The sequence below is a fragment of the Streptomyces sp. NPDC030183 genome, from assembly GCF_055573455.1.
The window spans coordinates 11576-35138 of sequence record NZ_JBVIBK010000029.1 but is presented as its reverse complement, the minus strand read 5'-3'; the positions used below and the strand labels follow the sequence as shown (position 1 = coordinate 35138).

At 71.5% G+C, this 23563-nt stretch carries 26 protein-coding genes; 8 read left to right on the top strand and 18 right to left on the bottom strand.

Annotated features, from left to right (window positions below):
• Positions 1-36: 36 nt before the first annotated feature.
• The 4 genes from hpt to dacB form a co-directional block, all read right to left on the bottom strand.
• The gene (gene hpt, locus ACZ4Z2_RS30255) at positions 37-597 is read right to left on the bottom strand and encodes a hypoxanthine phosphoribosyltransferase (protein ID WP_055523757.1); all 561 of its coding nucleotides are present in this window, start codon (positions 595-597) and stop codon (positions 37-39) included.
• Between the two features lie 84 nt (positions 598-681).
• Entirely contained in the window at positions 682-1863 is a 1182-nt protein-coding gene (gene tilS, locus ACZ4Z2_RS30250) for a tRNA lysidine(34) synthetase TilS (protein WP_468080307.1), read from the bottom strand.
• A 190-nt stretch (positions 1864-2053) separates the two neighbouring features.
• Positions 2054-3178: a zinc-dependent metalloprotease gene (locus tag ACZ4Z2_RS30245; protein ID WP_468080305.1), complete on the bottom strand. Its 1125-nt coding sequence runs from the start codon at positions 3176-3178 to the stop codon at positions 2054-2056.
• 160 nt (positions 3179-3338) lie between these two features.
• Positions 3339-4994 (bottom strand): D-alanyl-D-alanine carboxypeptidase/D-alanyl-D-alanine endopeptidase, encoded by a 1656-nt coding sequence (dacB, locus tag ACZ4Z2_RS30240; RefSeq protein ID WP_468080303.1) that lies wholly within the window; start codon positions 4992-4994, stop codon positions 3339-3341.
• Positions 4995-5073: 79 nt separating this feature from the next.
• Here dacB and ACZ4Z2_RS30235 point away from each other — a divergent pair, with 79 nt between their 5' ends.
• Positions 5074-5565, top strand: coding sequence for an inorganic diphosphatase (locus tag ACZ4Z2_RS30235; protein WP_055520960.1), 492 nt, complete (start codon positions 5074-5076; stop codon positions 5563-5565).
• 141 nt (positions 5566-5706) lie between these two features.
• Positions 5707-7425 carry a threonine/serine exporter family protein gene (locus ACZ4Z2_RS30230; RefSeq protein ID WP_468080301.1) on the top strand — a complete coding sequence of 573 codons (1719 nt, stop codon included), beginning with the start codon at positions 5707-5709 and terminating at the stop codon, positions 7423-7425.
• A gap of 88 nt (positions 7426-7513) precedes the next feature.
• Here ACZ4Z2_RS30230 and ACZ4Z2_RS30225 read toward each other — a convergent pair whose 3' ends face one another.
• On the bottom strand, positions 7514-8512 hold the full coding sequence (locus ACZ4Z2_RS30225; RefSeq protein ID WP_468080299.1) for a DedA family protein: 999 nt from the start codon (positions 8510-8512) through the stop codon (positions 7514-7516).
• Between the two features lie 151 nt (positions 8513-8663).
• Entirely contained in the window at positions 8664-9425 is a 762-nt protein-coding gene (locus ACZ4Z2_RS30220; RefSeq protein ID WP_468080297.1) for a MerR family transcriptional regulator, read from the bottom strand.
• Positions 9426-9568: 143 nt separating this feature from the next.
• On the opposite strand from ACZ4Z2_RS30220, the gene ACZ4Z2_RS30215 reads away from it, so the two are divergent.
• On the top strand, positions 9569-11005 hold the full coding sequence (locus tag ACZ4Z2_RS30215) for a glutamate decarboxylase (RefSeq protein ID WP_468080296.1): 1437 nt from the start codon (positions 9569-9571) through the stop codon (positions 11003-11005).
• A 22-nt stretch (positions 11006-11027) separates the two neighbouring features.
• Here ACZ4Z2_RS30215 and ACZ4Z2_RS30210 read toward each other — a convergent pair whose 3' ends face one another.
• The 6 genes from ACZ4Z2_RS30210 to ACZ4Z2_RS30185 all read right to left on the bottom strand — a co-directional run bounded on the left by ACZ4Z2_RS30210 (position 11028) and on the right by ACZ4Z2_RS30185 (position 16663).
• Positions 11028-11777 (bottom strand): ABC transporter permease, encoded by a 750-nt coding sequence (locus ACZ4Z2_RS30210; protein ID WP_468080390.1) that lies wholly within the window; start codon positions 11775-11777, stop codon positions 11028-11030.
• 29 nt (positions 11778-11806) lie between these two features.
• The gene (locus ACZ4Z2_RS30205; RefSeq protein WP_468080294.1) at positions 11807-12775 is read right to left on the bottom strand and encodes an ATP-binding cassette domain-containing protein; all 969 of its coding nucleotides are present in this window, start codon (positions 12773-12775) and stop codon (positions 11807-11809) included.
• A 77-nt stretch (positions 12776-12852) separates the two neighbouring features.
• Positions 12853-13494 (bottom strand): PadR family transcriptional regulator, encoded by a 642-nt coding sequence (locus tag ACZ4Z2_RS30200; RefSeq protein WP_468080292.1) that lies wholly within the window; start codon positions 13492-13494, stop codon positions 12853-12855.
• 26 nt (positions 13495-13520) lie between these two features.
• Entirely contained in the window at positions 13521-14069 is a 549-nt protein-coding gene (locus ACZ4Z2_RS30195) for a DinB family protein (protein WP_468080290.1), read from the bottom strand.
• Positions 14070-14203: 134 nt separating this feature from the next.
• Entirely contained in the window at positions 14204-15664 is a 1461-nt protein-coding gene (locus ACZ4Z2_RS30190; protein ID WP_468080288.1) for an aldehyde dehydrogenase family protein, read from the bottom strand.
• Positions 15665-15838: 174 nt separating this feature from the next.
• Positions 15839-16663 carry a helix-turn-helix domain-containing protein gene (locus ACZ4Z2_RS30185; RefSeq protein ID WP_468080287.1) on the bottom strand — a complete coding sequence of 275 codons (825 nt, stop codon included), beginning with the start codon at positions 16661-16663 and terminating at the stop codon, positions 15839-15841.
• 436 nt (positions 16664-17099) lie between these two features.
• On the opposite strand from ACZ4Z2_RS30185, the gene ACZ4Z2_RS30180 reads away from it, so the two are divergent.
• Positions 17100-17615, top strand: coding sequence for an ATP-binding protein (locus ACZ4Z2_RS30180; protein WP_468080286.1), 516 nt, complete (start codon positions 17100-17102; stop codon positions 17613-17615).
• Positions 17616-17687: 72 nt separating this feature from the next.
• On the opposite strand, the gene ACZ4Z2_RS30175 is transcribed toward ACZ4Z2_RS30180, so the two are convergent.
• From ACZ4Z2_RS30175 to rpmG, 5 genes are all read right to left on the bottom strand, one after another.
• The gene (locus ACZ4Z2_RS30175) at positions 17688-17954 is read right to left on the bottom strand and encodes a DUF397 domain-containing protein (RefSeq protein ID WP_107465361.1); all 267 of its coding nucleotides are present in this window, start codon (positions 17952-17954) and stop codon (positions 17688-17690) included.
• 380 nt (positions 17955-18334) lie between these two features.
• Positions 18335-18568: a 30S ribosomal protein S18 gene (gene rpsR / locus ACZ4Z2_RS30170; protein ID WP_468080284.1), complete on the bottom strand. Its 234-nt coding sequence runs from the start codon at positions 18566-18568 to the stop codon at positions 18335-18337.
• Positions 18569-18571: 3 nt separating this feature from the next.
• The gene (locus tag ACZ4Z2_RS30165; RefSeq protein WP_468080282.1) at positions 18572-19813 is read right to left on the bottom strand and encodes a CobW family GTP-binding protein; all 1242 of its coding nucleotides are present in this window, start codon (positions 19811-19813) and stop codon (positions 18572-18574) included.
• Positions 19814-19818: 5 nt separating this feature from the next.
• Entirely contained in the window at positions 19819-20070 is a 252-nt protein-coding gene (locus tag ACZ4Z2_RS30160) for a type B 50S ribosomal protein L31 (RefSeq protein ID WP_055520974.1), read from the bottom strand.
• 5 nt (positions 20071-20075) lie between these two features.
• Positions 20076-20240: a 50S ribosomal protein L33 gene (gene rpmG / locus ACZ4Z2_RS30155; protein WP_052836384.1), complete on the bottom strand. Its 165-nt coding sequence runs from the start codon at positions 20238-20240 to the stop codon at positions 20076-20078.
• Positions 20241-20302: 62 nt separating this feature from the next.
• Between rpmG and rpmB the strand changes: the two genes are divergently transcribed.
• The 4 genes from rpmB to ACZ4Z2_RS30135 all read left to right on the top strand — a co-directional run bounded on the left by rpmB (position 20303) and on the right by ACZ4Z2_RS30135 (position 22276).
• Positions 20303-20539, top strand: coding sequence for a 50S ribosomal protein L28 (gene rpmB, locus ACZ4Z2_RS30150; protein WP_468080280.1), 237 nt, complete (start codon positions 20303-20305; stop codon positions 20537-20539).
• On the top strand, positions 20539-20844 hold the full coding sequence (gene rpsN, locus ACZ4Z2_RS30145) for a 30S ribosomal protein S14 (RefSeq protein WP_468080279.1): 306 nt from the start codon (positions 20539-20541) through the stop codon (positions 20842-20844). Before rpmB ends, rpsN begins: the two co-directional genes overlap by 1 nt.
• A gap of 154 nt (positions 20845-20998) precedes the next feature.
• Positions 20999-21529, top strand: a complete 531-nt coding sequence (locus ACZ4Z2_RS30140; protein ID WP_468080277.1) for a hypothetical protein — start codon at positions 20999-21001, stop codon at positions 21527-21529.
• A 177-nt stretch (positions 21530-21706) separates the two neighbouring features.
• Positions 21707-22276: a DUF4232 domain-containing protein gene (locus tag ACZ4Z2_RS30135; protein ID WP_468080275.1), complete on the top strand. Its 570-nt coding sequence runs from the start codon at positions 21707-21709 to the stop codon at positions 22274-22276.
• A gap of 26 nt (positions 22277-22302) precedes the next feature.
• Here ACZ4Z2_RS30135 and ACZ4Z2_RS30130 read toward each other — a convergent pair whose 3' ends face one another.
• Positions 22303-23550, bottom strand: coding sequence for a DUF2786 domain-containing protein (locus ACZ4Z2_RS30130; RefSeq protein ID WP_468080273.1), 1248 nt, complete (start codon positions 23548-23550; stop codon positions 22303-22305).
• Between the last annotated feature and the right edge of the window lie 13 nt (positions 23551-23563).

The window sequence follows — 23563 nt, the reverse complement described above, 5'->3', positions numbered from 1 at the left end:
CTCAGTAAGACTGCCCCGTGCGCGTGACGCGGGGGCTCAGCCGCCGTAGACGTGGGGCGCGAGCGTACCGACGAACGGGAGGTTGCGGTACTTCTCGGCGTAGTCGAGGCCGTAGCCGACGACGAACTCGTTCGGGATGTCGAAGCCGACCCACTCGACGTCGATGGCGACCTTGGCGGCCTCCGGCTTGCGGAGCAGCGTGCACACCTTGAGGGAGGCGGGCTCGCGGGAGCCGAGGTTGGAGATCAGCCAGGACAGGGTCAGGCCGGAGTCGATGATGTCCTCGACGATCAGGACGTGCTTGCCCTTGATGTCGGTGTCGAGGTCCTTGAGGATCCGCACCACGCCGGAGGACTGGGTGCCCGCGCCGTAGGACGACACGGCCATCCAGTCCATGGTGACCGGGGTGGACAGCGCCCGGGCGAGGTCCGCCATGACCATCACCGCGCCCTTGAGCACGCCGACGATCAGCAGGTCCTTGCCCGCGTACTCCGCGTCGATCTTCGCTGCCAGCTCGGCCAGCTTGGCGTCGATCTCTTCCTTGGTGATGAGCACCTGCTTGAGGTCGGCACCCATGTCTTTCGCGTCCACCCGCATCACTTTCGGTCGTCCCAGGGCCGCCGCCGGACGTTCCTCCCCTGGGGGCGGGGGCCCGGTGAGGGGCCCCTTCGGCGTCCGGTTTCAGCCTTGCCGAATCACCAGTCTGCCACCCTGACGCCGGGCGACGACCCGGCCGGGGAGATTGATGGCCCCCTGGCCGCGCCATCCGGTGATGAGCCGGTCGATCTCCTCGATGTGGCGGGCGAAGAGGGAACCGGCAGGCGCACCGGCCTCGATGGCGGCGCGGCGCAGGATGCGGCGGCGTACGGCGGGCGGCAGGGCGTAGAGCTTGGCGCACTCCAGGAGGCCCGCGGCGTCGCGGACGGAGGCTTCCGCCTGGCGGGCCCAGGCGTCGAGGGCGTCGGCGTCGTCACGGGAGAGCTGGGCCGTACGGGCGAGGGCCTCGACGACGCCCTTGCCGAGGGCCTTCTCCAGGGCGGGCAGGCCCTCGTGGCGGAGTCGGGAGCGGGTGTAGGCGGGGTCGGCGTTGTGGGGGTCGTCCCAGACGGGGAGGGACTGGACCATGCAGGCCTTGCGGGCGGTCTGGCGGTCGAGTCCGAGGAAGGGGCGGCGGTAGCGGCCGCCGGCCCCCGAGACCGCGGCCATGCCGGACAGGGAGCGGATGCCGGAGCCGCGGGCGAGGCCGAGGAGGACGGTTTCGGCTTGGTCGTCGCGGGTGTGGCCGAGGAGGACGGCGCTGGCGCCGTGGCGTTCGAGGGCGGCGTCCAGGGCGGCGTAGCGGGCATCGCGGGCGGCGGCTTCGGGACCCCCGTCGCGGCCGACGGTGACGGCGACGGACTCGGCGGGGTCGAGGCCGAGTTCGCGCAGGCGCAGGACGACTTCCTCGGCGCGCAGATCGGAGCCGGGCTGGAGTCCGTGGTCGACGGTGATGCCGCCGGCGCGGATGCCGAGCTTGGGCGCCTCGAAGGCGAGGGCGGAGGCGAGCGCCATGGAATCGGCGCCGCCGGAGCAGGCCACGAGCACGAGCGGCGGGAGGGCGGGCTCGTGCGGGGTGGTCCCGGCGTCGGCGGAGACCGGGCGGGGGGCCGGGGTCCGGTCGGAGGGCGTCGGGGCGGGCACGGCCTCGGGGGGTGCGGCCGTGAGGGGCGTGGACGCCGGTCGTGCGCCGGTGAGGGGTGTCGCGCCCGGGGTGGTGAAGGCGGGCGTGCGAGGGGTGGTGTTCGTGTTGTGTTCGGTGAGGAGGTCGTGGAGTACGCGGCGCACCGCCAGGCGTATCGCCGCGACCGCGGGGTGGGGACCCATGTCCGGTTCCCTTCACGAAATTGTCGGGGGTGAGCCCGAGGTCGGTCACTCAGAGTGTGTAGATGGTGACAGAACCGGGCCGTTCCCCGAGCATTGCACGCCTACCCATGGCTCACGGTCCCTCGGACGGGTGATTGGAGGGGCGTTCGCCTGCCGTCGGCCGGATTCGTTCACCACGCTCGCGCGCGGCTCACGACTCCGCCTTGCGGTGCACCCGTGCGACCCAGTCCGCGGGTTTGGCGATCTCCGCCTTGGTCGGCAGGGTGTTCGGTGAGGTCCACACGCGGTTGAAACCGTCCATGCCGACCTGTTCGACGACGGCTCGTACGAAGCGTTCGCCGTCCCGGTACTGCCTGAGTTTGGCATCCAGACCGAGCAGCTTGCGCAGGGCGAGGTCCAGGCGTGAGGCGCCCTTCGCGCGGCGCTGCTGGAACTTCTCGCGGATCTCGGAGACCGACGGGACGACCGCGGGACCCACGCCGTCCATCACGAAGTCGGCGTGTCCCTCCAGGAGGGACATGACGGCGGTGAGACGGCCGAGGATCTCGCGCTGGGCGGGGGTCTGCACCAACTCCACGATCGAGTGACCGTCGTCGCCGACCTCTCCCTCGGGGCGTCCTCCGGCGAGTGACTGGGCGGCCTCCCGGATGCGCTCCAGGACCGTCATGGGGTCGACCTCGGTCTCCTGCAAGAACGACTGGATTTCGCCCTCGAGGTGGTCGCGCAGCCAGGGGACGGCCGTGAACTGGGTCCGGTGGGTCTCCTCGTGGAGGCAGACCCAGAGGCGGAAGTCGTGCGGCTGGACGTCGAGTTCGCGCTCGACGTGCACGATGTTCGGGGCGACCAGCAGGAGGCGGCCGCCGCCGTTCTCGCCCGCCGGGAAGTCGCGGCTGGCCGGGGCGAACGTCTCGTACTGGCCGAGGACCCGGGAGGCCAGGAACGACAGCAGCATGCCGAGTTCGACGCCGGTGACCTTGCCGCCGACGGCGCCCAGCACGGCACCGCCGGGGGTGCCGCTGCGACGTTCCTGCATCTTCTCCAGCAGCGGTTTGAGCAGTTCCCGGAACCCGGCGACGTTCGCCCGGACCCAGCCCGGGCGGTCGACGACGAGGACGGGTGTGTCGTCGGCCTCGTCGGGGAGCATCCGCGTGAACGCGCGGACGTGCTCCTCCGACGCCTTCGCGTGTCGGCGCAGCTCGGCGACGATGGCCCGGGCCTCGTCGCGGCTCACGTCGGGGCCCGGCCGCACGAGCCGGGTCGCGGTCGCCACCGCGAGATTCCAGTCGACCATCTCGGCACCACCGATGCGCGTCATGCTGTCAACCGTACGGGAGCGCTGCCGCTTGGGGCAGGCCGCGCCAGCGGTGGGGGGTCCTCGGGCTTGTGGGCGGCCGCGCGGCGCTGGGGTTGGCGGCGCGTTTCCCCGCGCCCCTCTGGGGCCTTCGGCCCATCAGGGGCGCGGTCCTTCCCACGGGTCAGCGGCAGCCGCAGTCCGCCAGGGCTGAGGCCGCGGTGTCCAGGGCCGCCTGGGCCGGGTCGCGGCTGGGTGTGTCCGTGGCCATGAAGGCGAAGGAGAGGAGGCGGCCGTCGGCGTCGACGACCGTGCCGGCGAGGGTGTTGACGCCGGTCAGGGTGCCGGTCTTGGCGCGGACGACTCCCGTGCCGGTGGAGTCGGCTGGGTAGCGGGTGCGCAGGGTGCCGGTGAAGCCGGCGACGGGGAGTCCGGTGAGGACCGGGCGGAGTTCGGGGTGGGAGGGGGACGCGGCGGCGGCCAGGAGCGCCGTGAGCACGGTGGGGCTCAGCCGGTCGCCCCGGCTCAGGCCGCTGCCGTCGGCGAAGGCGATGTCGCCGAGGGGGACGTCGAGCTTCTTGAGTTCCTTCTTGATCGCCGCGCCACCGCCCTCGAAGCTGGCCGGTTCGCCGGCGGCGAGGGCGACCTGGCGGGCCAGGGCCTCGGCGATGTCGTTGTCGCTGTGGGTGAGCATGCGCTCGACCAGGGTGGACAGGGGCGCGGAGGAGACGGAGGCGATCTCCTCGGCCTTCCGGGAGGCCGTGACGGGGCCCGTGGCGGGGCTCTTGGCCGTCTTGATGCCGCGGTCCTCCAGGAGGTCGGCGAAGGCGCGCGTGGCGTCCGCCGGTGGGTCGAGGCTGCGATCGGCGGTGCCGCTGGTGGAGTCGTTCAGGCGGGCCTCGTCGACCATGAGGGCGGTGACGGGGGCCAGGTTGGCGTCGCGGCCGATGGTGTGGAGCTCGGGGCCGTCGTAGAGGGACGTGTCGTAGGCGAGCGTGATCTCGTTCAGGTGACGCTTGTCGAGCGCGGCGGCGGTCCGGTCGGCGAGGGTGCGCAGGCTCGCGTAGCCGTCGGCGTCCTTGTGGGCCGTCAGGGTGGGGTCGCCGCCGCCGACGAGGACGACCTCGTCCGAGCCGGGCTCCAGGACGACCCGGGTCTCGATGCGGTGGTCCGGGCCGGCCGCCGAGAGGGCCGCCGCGGCCGTGGCGATCTTGGTGGTGGAGGCGGGGGTCAGGGCGTCGTCGGCGCCCTTGCCGTACAGCAGCTCTCCGGTCTTGACGTCGACGACGGCGGCCGCGCGGCGGGGGCCGAGCGCCGGGACGTCCAGGAGCGGGTCGAGGACGGCGGCGAGGGCGGCGCCGCCGGGCATGGAGTCCGCGCCGGAGGCGCCCCCCAGGCCGGTCAGCACGGAGGCGGCGCTCGGCGCGGGCTTGGGCGCCCCCGGGGCCGCCCCGGACGACGTACCCGAACCACGTCCGTGATCTGCGCCACCCTCGCGACCGCGCGATGCGGCCCAGTCGCGCTCGGCCGTACGCTGACCGGTGGAGTCCCAGGGCCCGGCGGCGAAGACGGCGCCGGCCGAGAGCACCAGCCCCAGGGTGGCGGCACCCGCGGTGAGCTGGAGGTTCGTGAGGTTCTTCGCGCTCCCCGCGAGTCGCGAAGAGCGCGCGCCGACGGCGCTCGTGACGCGTACCGCACCGGGTTTCACCACCTGTGCGACGCGCGCGGCACCGGGTTTCACGGCGTGCGTCATCCGCACGACACCCAGTTTCACGGCTCGCGCGACCCGCACCACATGCGGTCTCGCGGCCCGCCAGACCTTCGGCTCGGGCACGACCACCAGCCCCTTTCGCGATCACACACCTGCGTGAGGGACACTTAACCACCAGAACTATGTGTTGATCATGGAGGAGCCACCGGTGGAGTTCGACGTCACGATCGAGATTCCGAAGGGTTCGCGGAACAAGTACGAGGTGGACCACGAGACCGGTCGGATCCGCCTGGACCGTCGGCTCTTCACCTCGACCAGCTACCCGGCCGACTACGGCTTCGTCGAGAACACCCTCGGCGAGGACGGCGACCCGCTGGACGCGCTGGTCATCCTGGAGGAGCCGACCTTCCCCGGCTGCCTCATCAAGTGCCGCGCGATCGGCATGTTCCGGATGACCGACGAGGCCGGCGGCGACGACAAGCTGCTGTGCGTCCCGGCGTCCGACCCGCGGGTGGAGCACCTGCGTGACATCCACCACGTCTCGGAGTTCGACCGCCTGGAGATCCAGCACTTCTTCGAGGTCTACAAGGACCTGGAGCCCGGCAAGTCCGTCGAGGGCGCCGACTGGGTCGGCCGCGCCGAGGCCGAGGCCGAGGTCGAGAAGTCGTACAAGCGCTTCAAGGAGCAGGGCGGTCACTGACCTCCCCGCCTTGCAGGCCGTTGAACCGAACGGGCCGCGTGTCCCCTCGTGGGACGCGTGGCCCGTTCGCGTACCGGTGTGTGGTGCCGCGCATACTGAGGCGTACTGGAGCTGTCGTACAGGGAGCGCCGCGGAGTGGGAGTGACGGGACGCGAGGACCGCAAGCCGGTGTCGGACGAGGCGGGCAGCGCCTTCGCCGCCGTGAGAGCGGCGGCCCAGGCGGGCCCTGTTCCGGCGATCGACGGCGAGTCGTCGGTGACGTCGGAGTTCGCGATCCCCGCCGGGCTGGACGTGCCGCCGGCCGCGATGGAGCCGGAGTCGCAGACGACCTCGGAGTTCGCGCTGCCGCACGGGCTCGCACCGCCCGAGCCGCCGGCCGGTGATCAGGAGGGGTCGGCGTTCAGCACACCGCGGACGTACCGCGCCAAGCACGCGCCGCCCGCGTTCACGCCGGCGGGCGGCATCCCGGCCGTCAGCCTGACCAAGGACGCGCCCTGGCAGGACCGGATGCGGACCATGCTGCGGATGCCGGTGGCGGAGCGGCCCGCGCCCGAGCCGGTACGGGCGGAGGGCGAGTCGGGGCCCGCCGTGCCGCGGGTGCTCGACCTGACGCTGCGCATCGGGGAACTGCTGCTCGCGGGCGGCGAGGGCGCGGAGGACGTGGAGGCGGCGATGTTCGCCGTCTGCCGGTCCTACGGCCTGGACCGCTGCGAGCCGACGGTGACCTTCACGCAGCTGTCGGTGACGTACCAGCCCTCCCTGGTGGACGACCCGGTCACCGCGTCGCGGATCGTACGGCGCCGGGCCACGGACTACACACGGCTCGCGGCGGTCTTCCGGCTGGTGGACGACCTCAGCGACCCGGAGAACGTGATCTCGCTGGAGGAGGCGTACCGGCGGCTCGCGGAGATACGGCGCAACCGGCACCCGTATCCCGGCTGGGTGCTGACGGCCTCCAGCGGACTGCTGGCGGGCGCCGCGTCCACGCTGGTGGGCGGTGGCGTCGTCGTGTTCGTCGCCGCGGCGCTGGGGGCCATGCTGGGCGACCGGCTGGCGTGGGTGTGCTCGGGGCGGGGGCTGCCGGAGTTCTACCAGTTCCTGGTGGCGGCGATGCCGCCGGCCGCGATCGGGGTGACGCTGACCGTGGCCCATGTGGACGTGGAGGCCGCCGCCGTCATCACCGGTGGGCTGTTCGCCCTGCTGCCCGGGCGGGCGCTCGTGGCGGGCGTCCAGGACGGGCTGACCGGCTTCTACATCACCGCCTCCGCCCGGCTGCTGGAGGTCATGTACCTCTTCGTGGGCATCGTGGTGGGGGTGCTGCTCGTCCTGTACTTCGGGGTGAGTCTGGGGGCGCAGCTGAACCCGGACACGGAGCTGAGCACGGCCGAGCGGCCCCTGCTCCAGCTCGCCGCGTCGATGCTGCTGTCGCTGACCTTCGCGGTCCTGCTCCAGCAGGAACGATCCACCGTGCTGGCGGTGACCCTCAACGGCGGGGTGGCCTGGTCGGTGTACGGGGCGATGCACTACGCGGGCGGGATCTCGCCGGTGGCCTCCACGGCCGTCGCGGCGGGTGTGGTGGGGCTGTTCGGGCAGTTGCTGTCCCGGTACCGGTTCGCGTCGGCGCTGCCGTACACGACGGCGGCGATCGGGCCGTTGCTTCCGGGTTCGGCGACCTACTTCGGACTGCTGGCGTTCGCGCAGAACGACGTGGACGCGGGCCTGGTGTCGCTGACGAAGGCGGCGGCGCTGGCCATGGCCATCGCGATCGGGGTGAACCTGGGCTCGGAGCTGTTCCGGCTGTTCCTGCCGGGGGCGGCCCGGGCGGGACGCAAGGCGGCGAAGCGGACGCGGGGGTTCTGAGCGCCCGCCGCCCGGGGGTGCCGCGCGGACGCGACGGCGCCCCCGGATCACGATCGCGGGGGCGCCGGTGCGCGGTGGCGCGGTGCGGTCAGTACCGCGGGTAGTTCTGGCCCTGGTAGCCCTGGTTCTGGCCCTGGTTGTGGTCCTGCGGGTACTGGTTGCCCTGGGGGTACTGCGGGGCGTACGGCTGCTGCGGGGGCTGCTGGTAGCCGTAGTCCTGGTGGCCGCCGTTGTCGTAGCCCTGGTTCGGATAGCCCTGGTTGTCGTAACCCTGGTTGTCGTAGCCCTGCTGCTGGTCGTACCGCTGCTGGTGCGGGGCCTGTTGGGGGTAGGGCTGGGTCTGGTCGGCGGAGGGGACGCGGCGCAGCTGGGTCGTCGCGTCGTCCATGACCGGGGCGGCCTGGGCCTGTTCGTGCTGGGTCTGTCCGTGCTGGGTCTGTCCGTGCTGGGTCTGTCCGGGCTGGTTCTTCTTGGCCTTACGGGCCTTCAGCACCTCGATGATGATCGGGAGCACCGAGATGAGGACGATGAGGATCAGCATCGCCTCGATGTTCTTGCGGACGAAGTCGATCTGACCGAGCCAGGCGCCCAGCAGGGTGACGCCCGCGCCCCAGAGGACGCCGCCGACGACGTTGAAGATCAGGAAGGTGCGGTACTTCATGCCGCTGACGCCGGCGATGATCGGCGTGAAGGTGCGCACGATGGGCACGAAGCGGGCCAGGACGAGGGACTTCGGGCCGTGCTTCTCGAAGAACTCGTGGGCCTTGGTGACGTTCTCCTGCTTGAACAGGCGCGAGTCGGGCCGCTTGAAGAGGGCGGGCCCGACCTTCTTGCCGAACATGTAGCCCGCCTGGTCGCCCAGGATCGCCGAGACGCAGATCAGCACGATGGCCGCCCACAGCGGGAAGTCCAGCACATCGGTCGCGATGAGCATGCCGGCCGTGAACAGCAGCGAGTCACCCGGCAGGAAGAACCCGATGAGGAGGCCGGACTCGGCGAACACGATCACGAGCAGGCCCCAGATCCCGAACGAGTCGAGCAGGTAATCGGGGTCCAGCCAGCTCGGTCCGAGGGCGATCGTCGTCACGGTTCCGGGCTCCTGGGGGGTGAGAGACAAGTGAGGACCTGTGGGCGGGGACCCATAGGGGTGACCAAAGCTATCAACGCACGGTCACCCCCCTGGGTTCCACAAGCTCCTCCAGAGTGCCCTGTGCCCGTCCCGGGGCCAAGCCGCGTGGTCAGGGGCGCGGACGGGCGGCGTTGGCCGCGATCGCCTCCTTCAGATGCTCGGCGAGCCCCGGGCGCATGGAGTCGTAGAACGCCTTGAACCGCTCGTCGCCGACGTACATCTCGCCGAGGGACCGGTGCATGTCGTAGGGGCACTCGTAGAACCAGCGGCAGATGTGCCGGCGGTGCTCCTCGGCCATGTCCATCGCGGCCTCGCCGGTGGGCGGCTCGCCGGCGGCCATCAGGGCGTCGTAACGCTCGCCCCAGTCGGCCACCTCGGCCTGCATGCGTTTCCAGTCGTCCTTCGTGTACGAGGCGGCCCGGCGCTGCGACTCGGCGTACGCGTCCGTGCCGCCCCAGCGCTCCTCGGCCTCCTCGGCGTACTGCTCGGGGTCCTTGTCCCCGAAGACCTCGAACCGCTCCTCGGGAGTGAGGTTGATGCCCATTTTGCGTGCCTCCATGGCGTGCTCCACGGCCGCGGCCATCTTCTGCAGTCTCTCGATCCGGGCGGTCAGCAGCTCGTGCTGGCGGCGCAGGTGCGCCCGCGGGTCCGCGTCCGGGTCGTCGAGCAGGGCCGCGACCTCGTCGAGGGGGAAGCCGAGCTCCCGGTAGAACAGGATCTGCTGGAGTCGGTCGAGGTCGGCGTCGCTGTACCGGCGGTGCCCCGCGTGGGTGCGTTCGCTCGGTACGAGCAGGCCGATCTCGTCGTAGTGGTGCAGCGTGCGCACCGTGATCCCGGCGAACCCGGAGACCTGTCCGACGGTGTGGCTCATGCTTCGCTCCTCCTTTCCGGTGACACGGTCCAGACTGGGTCCTCACGTCACGTGAGGTGCAAGTCCGCGTGAGGTGCGAGTCCGCGTGAGGTGCGAGTCCGCGTGAGGTGCGGGGCCCCCGGAGCCGACCTACCGTCGAAGGCATGCCCCTGCACCGATGGGACCCCCTCGCCCCGGACGACCGGCGGCACGACCGCGATCGGCGGCGGATCGCCGTCAACCCCTTCTACGCCGCGGCCGACCCCGTCGCCGGGATGGCGCAGGCCCCGCCCAGGCACCGGCTTCCCGACGGTCCGCTGACGCCCTCCACGGCGTACCAGCTGGTCCACGACGAACTCATGCTGGACGGCAACGCGCGGCTGAACCTCGCCACCTTCGTCACCACCTGGATGGAGCCGCAGGCCGCCGTCCTGATGAGTGAGTGCCGGGACAAGAACATGATCGACAAGGACGAGTATCCGCGCACGGCCGAGCTGGAGCGGCGCTGTGTGGCGATGCTCGCCGATCTGTGGCACGCGCCGGACCCGGCCACGGCCGTCGGCTGCTCGACCACCGGGTCCAGCGAGGCGTGCATGCTCGCCGGGATGGCCCTCAAACGGCGGTGGTCGCGGCGCAACGCCGACCGCTACCCCTCGCGGGACGCGCGGCCCAATCTGGTCATGGGCGTCAATGTGCAGGTCTGCTGGGAGAAGTTCTGCACCTTCTGGGAGGTGGAGGCCCGGCAGGTGCCCATGGAGGGCGACCGGTTCCATCTCGATCCGGCGGCTGCCGCCGCGCTGTGCGACGAGAACACCATCGGCGTGGTGGGCGTCCTCGGGTCGACCTTCGACGGGTCCTACGAGCCGATCGCCGAGTTGTGCGCGGCGCTCGACGAGTTGCAGGAGCGCTCGGGGCTCGACGTGCCCGTGCATGTCGACGGGGCGTCGGGCGCCATGGTCGCGCCGTTCCTCGACGAGGACCTGGTGTGGGACTTCCGGCTGCCGAGGGTGGCGTCGATCAACACCTCCGGGCACAAGTACGGGCTGGTGTACCCCGGTGTGGGCTGGGCGCTGTGGCGGTCGCCTGCCGAACTGCCCGAGGAGCTGGTGTTCCGGGTGAACTACCTGGGCGGCGACATGCCGACCTTCGCGCTGAACTTCTCGCGGCCGGGCGCCCAGGTCGTCGCGCAGTACTACACCTTCCTGCGGCTGGGCCGCGAGGGGTTCCGGGCGGTGCAGCAGTCCACGCGGGACGTCGCCACCCGGCTCGCGGAACAGGTGGCCGGATTCGGTGACTTCAGGCTGCTCACCCGCGGCGACGAGCTGCCGGTGTTCGCCTTCACCACCACCGACGACGTCACCGCGTACGACGTGTTCGACGTGGCGCGCCGGTTGAGCGAGCGGGGCTGGCTGGTGCCCGCGTACACGTTCCCGGAGAACCGGCGGGACCTGTCCGTGCTGCGTGTGGTGTGCCGCAACGGGTTCTCCTCCGATCTCGCCGAGCTGTTCGTGGAGGACCTGGGGCGGCTGCTGCCCGAACTGCGCAAGCAGCCGCACCCGTTCACCCGCGACAAGGCCGCCGCGACGGGCTTCCACCACTGAGGCGGGCCGCCACGGCGCCGGGCTACGTGCTCAGGCGCGTGAACCGCCGTACCGCCAGGGGGAAGAAGACGGCGGTCAGGGCCAGGGGCCAGGCCACGGCGAGGAGGCCGGCGTGCTCAGCGGCCCAGGACGCGGAGGCGGCACCTCCCTCACTGCCGAAGAGGTCGCGGACCGCCGTGGCCGTCGCCGAGAGAGGGTTCCACTCGACGGCGGCGCCCAGCCACGTCGGCATGGTCTCGGGGACGGCGAAGGCGTTGGAGAGGAAGCCGACGGGCCAGACCAGGATCTGCACGGCCTGCACCATCTCCGGCCTCCCGGCGACCAACGCGAGGTGGATGCCGATCCACAGCATGGCGAAGCGGAACAGGAGCAGCAGGCCCACGGCCGCGAGGAGCGCCCCGGGCCCGCCGTGCGCGCGCCAGCCGAGCGCGGACCCGACGCCGAGCATCACGGCGAGGTTCAGCGCGGACTGGAGCATGTCGGCGGTCGCGCGGCCCACCAGGACGGCGCCGCTCGCCATCGGCAGGGACCGGAAGCGGTCGATGACGCCCTTGTCGAGGTCCCGGGTGACAGCGATCATGGTCCCTTCCAGCCCGAACGCCATGGTCAGCGCGAGCATGCCGGGGACCAGGTAGGAGACGTAGTCGCCCTCGACGCCGCGGCCGCCACCGAAGAGGTAGCCGAACATCAGCAGCATCATCACGGGGAAGACCAGGGCGACGAGGGCCTGGACCGGCCGCCGCGCCCAGTGGGCGAGTTCACGGCGGGTCATGGTCCAGGAATCGGTGAGCGCGTACGGGGTCACACGGCCTCCTTCACTCGGTGGTGCCCGCCCCGGTCGTCCCCGGTGAGGTGCAGGAACACCTCGTCCAGCGTGGGACGGCGCAGCGCGATGTCCTCGGCCTCGATCCCGGCGTCCTCCAGGGCCCGTACGACGCCGGCCAGGGCCCTCATGCGGTCGGTCACGGGGGCGCTGAGGCGGCGTCGGTCGGCGTCCACCAGGACGTCGTGCTCGGGGACCGGCAGCAGGGCGAGGGCGGCGGGGAGTCGTCCGGCGTCGCGCAGGACGACATCGATGCGGTCACCGCCGGTCAGGCGCTTCAGCTCGTCGGGGGTGCCGTCGGCGACGACCCGGCCGCCGTCGACGACCGCGATGCGGTCGGCGAGCTGATCGGCCTCCTCCAGGTACTGGGTGGTCAGCAGGACCGTCGTGCCACCGTCGACGAGGGAGCGGACGGAGTCCCACACCTCGGCCCGGCCGCGCGGGTCGAGGCCGGTGGTCGGTTCGTCGAGGAAGAGCACCTCCGGTTCGGCGATCAGGGTCGCGGCGAGGTCGAGGCGGCGCCGCATGCCGCCGCTGTACTGCCGGACCGGCTTGCGGCCGGTGTCGGTGAGCCCGAAGCGCTCCAGGAGTTCGCCGGCGCGCACGCGCGCGTGGCGGCCGCCCAGGTGGTGGAGGCGGCCGAACATCTCCAGGTTCTGCCGGCCGCCGAGTTCCTCGTCGAGTGCCGCGTGCTGACCGAGCAGGCCGATGCGCGGGCGCACCTCACGCGCGTGTGCCACCACGTCGTGCCCCGCGACCCGGATGCGGCCGGCGTCGGGGCGCAGCAGGGTGGACAGGATCCGGACCAGGGTCGTCTTGCCCGCCCCGTTGGGCCCGAGCACTCCGTGCACCGTGCCGGACGCGACCGTGAGATCGAGCCCGTCCAGCGCCTTCTTCTCGCCGTACCTCTTGAGTGCGCCCTCGACGGTGATCGCCGTGTCGGTCACTGGCCCCACTCCTCATCGCTAGTCAAGTTTGACTACAGGGTCAGCGTAAGGCCGCGACCAGCATTGGTCAAACTTCATTAGCGGCGGTCCCCCGGATGCCTCTGTCCCGTCGCGTACGGGTTCTCCTGGCCCTCGGTCAGGACACCGACGAAGGGTTCGCCCTCGCCGGCGAAGGTGTAGGCGCCGCCGCGGATGCGCTCGATGAGACCACGGGTCCACTCGGCGCCGGCGTCGGCGGAGTGGACCCAGAAGTTCATGATCTCGCCGATGTGGCCCAGCTGTCCGGGTCCGTCCTCGGGGGTGTAGTGGTCGGTGACCGCGGCCCGCCACCGCTCGATGGTCCGCACCCGCTCCGTGAGGAGTGCCAGCACCTCCTCGCGGTCGAGGTCGACCATGAAGCCGAGCGCCGCGGAGAGCACGTCCGGCTTCTGGTCGTGGGCGAGGAGGGACTCCCGGAGCAGGCCGAGGTACTCGGCGGTGCCCTTCTCCGTGATCTCGTACTCGGTGCGCGGCGGGCCGCCGGCGGTGGAGGGGGCGATCTCGTGCGCGTGCAGCAGTCCCTGTTTCGCCATCTGCTTCAGGGCGTGGTAGATCGAGCCGGGCTTGGCGTTGGACCACTCGTGCGCGCCCCAGTACTCCAGGTCGTTGCGCACCTGGTAGCCGTGGGCCCGCCCGTGCTGGCGCACCGCGCCCAGCACGAGAAGACGGATCGCTGACATGGGGCCCAGCGTAGGACCCCGCGGGGTCAGCCCCAGCTGCCGCCCTGCTCCTTCGCCACCAGCTCGAAGGCGGTCGCCCCGTCCAGCGACTCCCGGATGATGTCGGCGTGCCCGGCGTGCCGGGCCGTCTCACGGATCAGGTGCAGACACAGCCAGCGCATCGAGAGCGTCTCGTCCTGCGGGTGCCAGGGCGCCGCCGGCAGTTCGAAGGTCTCGTCGAGGCTCGGCACCGCACGGATGAACGCCTCCGTCTCGGCGGCCACCTTCTCGTAGTACGCGAGTTGCTGCTCGACGGTCTCGTCGCCGACGAGGGTGAAGCACTCGTGCCAGTTCGACTCGTCCCGCTGCACCGCCGCGGGCTCGCCCTTGGCGCGGGCGATCCAGCCCTGCTCGACCTCGGCGACATGCTTGACGAGCCCGGCCAGGGACAGTTCGCTGGCGCTCGGCCTGCTGACGGCCTGTTCGTCGGTCAGCCCGAGAAGCGTGCGCCGCAGACCGCCGCGCTGCTCCGCCAGGAAGGCCAGCAGCGCCCCCCGCTCGTCGCCCTTCGCCTCTGCCTGCACGTGCGTGACCATGACGGCCGCCTTTCGTCGGGTCCGGGCTCCGGTGAGCCCCTCTGACACCTCCGAAGCTACGGGCCCTTGCGGACAGGTACGGTCCGCAAGTAAGCGAGGCGTGCGAAACCCGGTGGCTGATCAGCCGGACGGCGTCAGAACGGGAAGCGGCTGCGGCCGTGCTGGATCGAGATCCACTTCTGGGTGGTGAACGCCTCCACCGTGGTCTCGCCGCCCAGGCGCCCGAGACCGGAGTGCTTCTCCCCGCCGAAGGGCACGATCGGCTCGTCGTGGACGGTGCCGTCGTTGACGTGGAACATCCCGGTGTCGATCCGCTGGGCGAAGCGCACGCCCCGCTCGACGTCCCCCGTGTGGACGGCGCCGCTGAGGCCGTACGGGGTGTCGTTGACGAGGCGGACGGCCTCCTCCTCCCCGTCGAAGGGGACGAGGAAGGCGATGGGGCCGAAGATCTCCTGCTGGAGGAGGGGGGAGCCGGCCGGGAGGCCGGTGAGGACGCTCGGCCCGACCAGGTTGTCGGTGGTGGTGCCGCGGACGAGGGCCGTGGCGCCCTGGGCGATCGCCTGGTCGACGACCGCGGTCAGGGCGTCGGCCTGCGAGGAGTTGATGACGGGGCCGATGACCGTCCCCGGGTCGCGCGGGTCGCCGGTCTTCAGGGCCTTCACCTTCGCCACGAACTTCTCGGTGAACTCGGCCTGGACGGAACGGTCCACCAGGACGCGGTTCGCGGCCATGCAGACCTGGCCCTGGTGGACGTAGCGGGAGAAGACCGCCGCGTCGACCGCGTAGTCGACGTCCGCGTCGTCCAGCACCACCAGCGCGCTGTTGCCGCCCAGTTCGAGGACCACCCGCTTGAAGTGCGAGGCGGCGACGGTGGCGACATGGCGGCCGACCTTGTCGGAGCCGGTGAAGGAGATGACCTTGGGGATCGGGTGCTCGATGAAGGCGTCACCGATCTCCGCTATGTCGGTGACGACGACGTTCAGCAGACCGGCCGGCAGGCCCGCCTCCTCGAAGATCTTCGCGACCAGTGTGCCGCCGGTGACCGGGGTGTCCTCGTGCGGCTTCAGCACCACGCCGTTGCCGAGGGCGAGGGCCGGGGCGACCGACTTGAGGGACAGCAGGAACGGGAAGTTGAAGGGGCTGATCACACCCACGACACCGACCGGCACGCGGTAGAGCCGGTTCTCCTTGCCGTCGACCGGCGAGGGAATGATTCTCCCCTCCGGGCGCAGCGCCAGCTGAATCGATTCGCGCAGGAACTCCTTGGCGAGGTGCAGTTCGAAGCCGGCCTTGAGGCGCGTCCCGCCCAGCTCGGCGGTGATCACCTCCGCGATCTCCTGCTCACGCTCCTCGACGACCCGCAGGGCCTTCTCGAACACGGCGCGGCGGACATAGGCGTTGGTGTCGGCCCACTCCCGCTGGGCGTCCCGCGCGGCCCGGTACGCCTCGTCCACCTCGTCGACCGTGGCGATCGTGATGGACGCGAGCTTCTCACCGTCGTAGGGGTCGAAGTCGATGATGTCCCAGGAGCCTGTTCCCGGGCGCCATTCACCGCCGATGTACTGCTGGGCGAGATCGGTGAAGTAGGACGACATGTGAACCCTCAATCCCTCGCGGCCGGGGCGGACACCCGTACGCACACGACAGTGCATGACGATGTGATCACGCGTCATCGTACGTCTGTGCACGGGGAGTTGAGAGGCGATCCCGGAGACTCACGGGTGCTCACGGGGGACTCACGAGAGGGCTCACGAGGCGGCCGACAGGCCTCAGGACAGCTGGAGCAGGCCCCGCAGCAGGTCGCGGCTCTCCGCCGGGGACGGGCTGTCGTTCTGCAGCTGCTTCATCGCCCGCTCGTACTGGGCGACGTCCTCGCGCTTGTCCAGGTACAGCGCGCTGGTGAGCTGTTCGAGGTAGACGACGTCCGAGAGGTCGGACTCGGGGAAGCTGAGGACCGTGAAGGCACCGCTCTCGCCGGAGTGGCCGCCGAAGCTGAACGGCATCACCTGGAGGCAGACGTTCGGGCGCTCGGAGATCTCGATCAGGTGCTGGAGCTGACCGCGCATCACCTCGCGGTCGCCGTAGGGGCGGCGCAGGGCGGCCTCGTCGAGGACGCAGTGGAACTCGGGGGCCCGCTCGGAGACCAGGTACTTCTGCCGTTCCATGCGGACGGCGACCCGCTTGTCGATCTCGGCGTCGCTCGCGTCCTTCATCCCGCGGGCCACGACGGCGTGGGCGTACGCCTCGGTCTGCAACAGGCCGTGCACGAACTGCACTTCGTAGGAGCGGATGAGGTGGGCGGCGGCCTCGAGGCCGACGTAGGTGGGGAACCAGCTGGGCAGGACGTCCGAGTAGCTGTGCCACCAGCCCGCGACGTTCGCCTCCTTGGCGAGGGAGAGCAGGGAGGTGCGCTCGGCCTCGTCGGTGACGCCGTAGAGGGTCAACAGGTCCTCCACGTCACGGGTCTTGAAACTCACCCGGCCCAGCTCCATACGGCTTATCTTCGACTCGGAGGCCCGGATCGAGTACCCGGCCTTCTCCCGGGTGATCCCCTGTGCCTCGCGCAGCCGCCTGAGGTGCGAGCCCAGCAGCATCCGCCTCACCACCGACCCGCTCGATTCACCGGCGCCCACGTTCGTCCAGCCTCCCCAACTTCTTCAAGGGCCGCAGTCTGCCACTAAACCACTCCGATCCGCACTCGTGCGGTTACAGAAATGGAAAGTCTTCAACACCTGGGGCGGTTGGGACGGAACGGGGCCGGGGGCCCAGGTGCTCGACGCGCGGTCGAGCGGCCGTCGAAGGCGGCACGCGCTGTCGGTGGAACGCGCGGAAAACCGCCGGTGGGTCGCCCGTTGACACCCGGAATCCGGGAACTCGGGGACAGAAGAAATGTCCAGGAAACGGTATCGCCGGGTCCATTTCGGGCGCGTGCACGTGCATCTGCCCTTGCATCTGCTGTACGCATCGGAAACCATGGTCCCCGCGCCACCGCTGCATCGCTACGACCGCGAACACCCGGGAGTGCCTCGCATGGGGACGAATGGATCGACCATGCTCGAACCCTTACGGCAGGGGCTTCCGCCACTCGATCCCGCGACCGTGTCCGACGCCGCGTCCTGCGCCCTTCCGCCCCGCTACGAAGCGGTGCGCGAGGCACGGCAGTTCACCCGTTGCACGCTCGACCAGTGGCACATGGGTGAGCGGTTCGACGACATCTGTCTCGTGGTCTCGGAACTCGTCACCAACGCGCTGCGGCACGGCCTGCCCCCGGCCAAGGGGCACTCCCCCGCCCAGGACCCTCCCGTACGTCTGCATCTGATGCGCTGGACGGAGCGACTGGTGTGCGCGGTGCGCGACCCCAGCCACGACAGCCCCGTCGCACGCGACTCCGAGGACTTCTCGGCGGAGTCGGGGCGCGGACTGTTCCTGGTCGACTCCTTCGCGGACAGCTGGGGCTGGCACCCGCTGGCCGGCACGCTCAGCGGCAAGGTCGTGTGGGCGCTGTTCCGCGTACCGCCCACCGGAGGGTGCTCCTCCGAGCGCTGATGAACCGCGGCGTACCTCCACGCCGCGGTTCTACGCGTGTCACACCGCCGACCGGCCCGCCGTGAGCGGGCGTCAGCGGATCAGGTGGTCGAACTCACCGTCCTTCACACCCAGCAGCATCGCCTCGATCTCGGCGCGGGTGTAGACGAGCGCGGGCCCGTCCGGGAATCGCGAGTTCCGTACCGCCACGTCACCGCCGGGCAGTCGCGCGAACTCCACGCAGTTCCCCTGCGAGTTGCTGTGCCGGCTCTTCTGCCAGGCCACCGCGTGGAGCTCCGTCAGCTCCGTCGCGGCCATGCCGTTGTACACGTCATCCACGCCGTACACGTCGTGGTCCACAGGTCGCTCCCCGGGTGGTGCAGTGGTTGCGCTCGATGCGCATTGGCACTGGTGTGGCCAGAGTTGCAGTAGTCAACTGCCCCGGATCATAGCTTCGTTCACGTGCCGGTGCATGAGCCGATGCACCTGCGCATGCACGGTCAGATGCACGTGCACGTGGGGTGGTGCCGCGGTTACAGCACCTGGGGCACTAGAGAGACGCGTCCTGGGGCGTTCCTGTTCCCTTTCGCAGGTCACGTCTTCACCTCTCCGTACGTGGCGCGGCTCCCGAAGGTTCACGGGGCCCGTCGACGGCGGAATTCCGGATCGCACAGATTGGCGGAAAAGGAACGGCCCCCGGCGAGGGAGTGGGTCCTCGCCGGGGGCCGGGTGGGGGGTGGTCAGCGTGAGGAGTACGGCAGGAGCGCCATCTCCCGGGCGTTCTTGATCGCGCGGGCCAGCTGCCGCTGCTGCTGGGCGGTGACACGGGTGACCCGGCGGCTGCGGATCTTGCCGCGGTCGGAGATGAACCGGCGCAGCAGGTCGGTGTCCTTGTAGTCGATGTAGGTGATGCCGGCCTGGTCCAGGGGATTGGGGCGGGACTTGGCGGGCTTGCGCTCGGGCTTGCGGGCCATGGGTCAGACCTCCAGGAAGGTGTCGAAGGGGCGCGGCAGCCGTTCCCAGGCTTCGCGCCCGGCGGCGTACTCGGCGTCGGTGAGCAGGCAGGACTCCAGCAGCCGTTCGAGCCCGTCGCGGTCCAGGCCCGGCGAGGTGAAGACCAGGTGCTGACAGCGGTCGCCGTGCTCCGGGTGCCAGTCGAGGGCCGCGGCGGCGCGGCGGACCGGGGGCACCATGTCCCAGGCCGCGTCCGGCAGCGAGGCGAGCCACGGGCCGGCCGACTCCACGCAGAGGGCGCCCCCGGCGGCGTCCCAGTGCAGCAGGGTGTCGGGACGCTCGGCCAGCCAGAACCTGCCGCGGCTGCGGGCGGCCGCGCAGCACAGGTCCTCCAGGGCCGCGTACAGGCGCTCGGGGTGGAACGGGCGGTGGCGGCGCCAGACGAGGGTGGTGACGCCGTGCTCGTCGGCGTCGGTGGGGAGCAGGGCGCAGGCGGGGTGCTGGGCCGCGGCGGCGGCCTCCACGTCGAACCCGGCGAGCGCGGCGGCGAGCAGGGCCGGGGAGCGCCGTGGGGCTTGCCGAGAGCTGCCGGGTGCGGGTGCGTCGTGGCCGGTCGCGCGGTTCCCCGCGCCCCTCTCAGGGCCTGCGGCCCCTTCGAGCACGCCGCCCCGTTCCCCTATGGGCACCCGTAGCGCCGTCGGGTGGAGTTGGGCGAGGAGGGCTCGGTCCTCGTCATCCGCATCCTCCGAGTCGAGCACGGCGAGGACGGGGGCGTACTCCAGCTGGCGGGCGAAGGTGTCGGCGACGGTGCGCTGGTCGGTGGGGGCCGCGGCGAGGCCCGCCTCGGCGAGGTCGTCGCCGTTGCCGAGGTAGGGCAGCAGGAGGGCGGGGTCGACCGCCGTGATCACCGAGGTCAGCGGCAGTCCGCTCGCGGCGACGACCTCGGCCATGGCCTTCGGCTCGACCGAGTCCCAGAGTTCGACCACCGCGAGGCGGGTGAGACCCGCCCCGGCGAGGCGCTCCAGTTCGGGGACGAGGTCCTCGCGCAGCGCGCAGCAGGCGCAGTCGTTGACGAGCGGGGTCTCGCCGGTGGAGACGAGCCCCGCGGCGTCCCGGATGGTCCGCAGGACCGTGCCGTCGACGGCGGTGGACAGGTCGTGGTGCAGCGCGACGCTGCCCGGGACCCCGGCGAGCAGCGCCTCGACGGCGGCCCGCCGGGCGTCGGCGTGGAGCCCGCCGACGATCGCGACAGACAGCTGGGTCACGTCGGTCAGCCCCGCTTCTTCCCGTACCGCTTCTCGAACTTCTCCACACGGCCCGCCGTGTCCAGCACGCGCGCGGTGCCCGTGTAGAAGGGGTGGCTGACGTTCGAGATCTCGACGTCGACCACGGGGTAGGTGTGGCCGTCCTCCCACTCGATCGTCTTCTCGCTCGTCATCGTCGAGCGGGTGAGGAAGGCGTGGTTCGCGGCGCGGTCCCGGAAGACGACGGGCCCGTAGGAGGGGTGGATGTCCTTCTTCATGGTGGTCAGCGCTCCTCTCGGAAGTCGACGTGACGGCCCGCCATCGGGTCGTACTTGCGCAGCGTCAGCCGGTCCGGGTCGTTCCGGCGGTTCTTGCGGGTGACGTACGTGTAGCCCGTGCCGGCGGTGGACCGGAGCTTGATGACCGGGCGGAGTTCGTTGCGTGCCATGCTGGTATCTTACTGAAAATGAATTCCATTTACACCAGCGAGCAGAGAGAGGTGCATCACCCTTGTCCGCCCACTGCATGCTGACCGGCGCCCAGCCCGGCTTCGGCAACCGCATCTCGCACTCCCACCGGCGCACGTCCCGGCGCTTCGACCCGAACATCCAGTCAAAGCGGTACTGGCTGCCGAGCGAGAACCGGTACCTACGGCTCCGGCTGAGCGCCAAGGGGATCAAGACCGTGGACGTCATCGGCGTCGAGGCGGCCGTCGCCCGGATCCGCGCCCGGGGGGTGCGGGTCTGATGGCGAAGAAGAGCAAGATCGCGAAGAACGACAAGCGGCAGGAGATCGTCGCCCGGTACGCCGCCCGGCGCGCCGAGCTGAAGGAGATCATCCGGCGGCCGTCCTCCACGGACGCCGAACGGGAGGCGGCGCGCCGGGAATTGGGTCGGCAGCCGCGCGACGCGAGCCCGACGCGGGTCCGCAACCGGGACAGCGTGGACGGCAGGCCGCGCGGCTACTTCCGCGCGTTCGGGCTGTCCCGGGTGAGCCTGCGGGAGCAGGCGCACGCCGGGTATCTGCCGGGGGTGCGCAAGTCGTCCTGGTGAACGGGCGGCCCTCGCGGGCGGTGCCGTCGTCAAGGGTTCGCGGGGTTCTCACAGTTCCCGGCGGGCCGGTGCCGAGGGGCTCCTGGTAGCTTGCCGCTGTCGCCGCGGCGACCGGATCCGGCCATACCTTGGGGAGACCTCAGTGACTACGGCGATGACGGCAAGGACCGCGACGAGGGGGACGTGGACCCGCCGGGGCGTACGGGCCGGGGCCGCGGCCGCCGGACTGGCGGCCGCGCTCGTGCTGACCGGGTGCAGCAGCGACGACGGCGACTCCGCGGCGAAGGAGCCGACGGCCACCCCCACGGCGACGGACACGGCCGACGGCGGCACCGACTCCGGTGGCTCCACCGGCGGCGACAAGAAGCTCCAGGGCAACTGGCTCGCCACGACCGGCGGCAAGCCGGTCGCCCTGTTCGTGAACCGTGACGAGGCCGCGCTGTTCGTCGTCGGCGGCACGGTGTGCAGCGGCAAGGTGTCCGACGAGGCGGACATGCAGATGATCGAGCTCAAGTGCACCGACGGCACCAAGGACCGCACCTCCGGCATGATCGACTCCGTGACCGCCAAGTCCCTCACGGTCACCTGGGAGGGCAAGGTCGGCGAGGAGACGTTCCAGAAGACCGAGGGCGCGCTGCCCTCGGGCCTGCCGACGGATCTGCCCACGGCGGCGTCGGGGTCCTAGCAGGGCCTACCGCCTGTCTCCGGTTCGCGTCCGGCTCCGGGCGGCGGGATCGTACGGGTCCCGGTCCGGGGCGGCGGATCATGAGGCGTACGGGCCGTGGAACCCCGGGGTTCCACGGCCCGTTCGTCCCTTCACACCAGCACTGGCTGCGACAGCCACGAACCTCACGGGAACTCCATGCGTACCGCTCCGACCGCCATCGCCGCCGCGCTCCTCGCGGCTCTCACACTGACCGCCTGCGGCGGGGACGGCGGGGGTGACACCGGCGACGGGGGCGAGACCGCCGCCACCGCCTCCCCCTCCGGCGGCAGCGGCAAGGGCTCCGCGTGCGTGGCCGCCGAGTCCGCGTTCGAGGTGGGCCCCAGCAGTGCCGCGCCGGCCGCCGGTGACGAGGGCGCCGTACCGGTCACCGTCACCAACAAGAGCGGCGCCCCCTGCACGGTGAAGGGGCTCGCCCACGTCGAACTCGTCGCCGGCGGGAAGTCCTGGCCGCTCACACCGCAGGAGGGCGCGGCCGAGGACACCGAACTGACCCTCGCCGAGGGCCAGTCGGTGACCTTCACCATCGCGTACGTGCGCGGGGTCGCCGGTGACGCGCAGAAGAGCGCCGACGTGGAGAAGCTGAGCTTCAGCCTGCCGGGTGAGAAGAAGGTCAACACCTACGACTGGCCGGACGCCGAGGTCGCCGTCCAGTCGGGCGGCACGCTGGACGCGACGGTGGGACCGTTCACGCCGGTGGGTGACTGAGCCTTCCCCGGGGCGCCCGGTCGCGCTCATGAAGGGAGCCGGGGTCTCACCCGGACCTGGGCGCGGTCGGCCGCCTCGGCGCCCTGGTGCCAGCCGGCGGCGTCGCTGACGCCTCGTACGCGGGTGGTGACGGTGTCCGGGAACATCCGGGTGAACCGGTCGCGGACGGCGACACCGCGGGCGGCGAGCACGGGCAGGAGGTCCTGTTCCGTGGCGCCGTCGCCCTCGGTCCGTTCGGTCCGTTCGGTCCGTTCGACCTCCGCCTCGGCGGCCGCCGCCAGCCGGTCGCCTATCCGGTGGGCGTAGGCGGCCAGGAACGACTGCCGGAAGGTCTTGGTCCGTTTCCGGCCGCCCTTGCGCTGGGCCGCCTCCGCCTTCGTCATGGCGGTGGTGGCCTGGACGAGGAGCGAGGTGTAGAGCAGCTCGACGGACTCCAGGTCCGCCTCGAAGCCGACGACCGTGGAGAAGCCGAGGGCCTCGTTCCACACCGCCTCGCAGCGGTTCGCCCGGGCGACGGCGTCGAGGAGCACGGCCTTGGCCGTCTCGTACGGCGCGTCCACCCCGATCCGGCAGGCGCCGGGCGCGTCCTTCGCGTGCGTTCGGGCCGCCAGCAGCGCCTCGTCGATGCTGTGCCGCGCCATCAGCTCCTGCGCCTTCGCGCTCAGCGCCTCCGCCTCCTCGGGGAAGCCGGTGGCCTCCGCCTTGGCGAGCAGGGCGCGGATCCGGGTGAGCATCCGGGACTCGGGGTGGTGGGACGGGTGGGCGCCGGTGTCCCGGGGGCGGTCCAGGGGTTCCAGGGTGGGCAGGCGCAGGAGCAGGCGGTACAGCTCCAGGGCGGTGGTGGCCCGCGAGAAGCGGTCGTCGCGGGGCCCGCCGCCGGACACGGGCCCGGGGTCGGCGAGGGCCCTCGCCTCGTCCAGCTGCGCGGCCCAGCGGGGGCTCGGGGCCTGCCGCCGTCCACCGCCGGGCGCCCGCCCGTCCTTCTGTCCGTCGTCCCGTTCGTGCTCGTGCTCGTGCTCGTGCTCGTCGACGATGAGGCGTGCGGCCAGGCGTACGTGGGCGTCGTCCAGCTCGCGCCGGACCAGGCGTACGACGTCGGCGGGCTGCCAGCCGCGTCGCCAGGCGCCCGCGACGAACTCCCGGCCGCGCCGGGCGACCTCCGCGTCGGTCGCCGGGTCGGCGGCGAGCAGGGAGGCGCCGGTGTCGAGGGCGGCGTCGGTGTCGGCGTAGAGGGCCGCCTCGAAGGCGCGGTGCACCGTGCTGGTCGTACTCACGTGTTCGATCGTG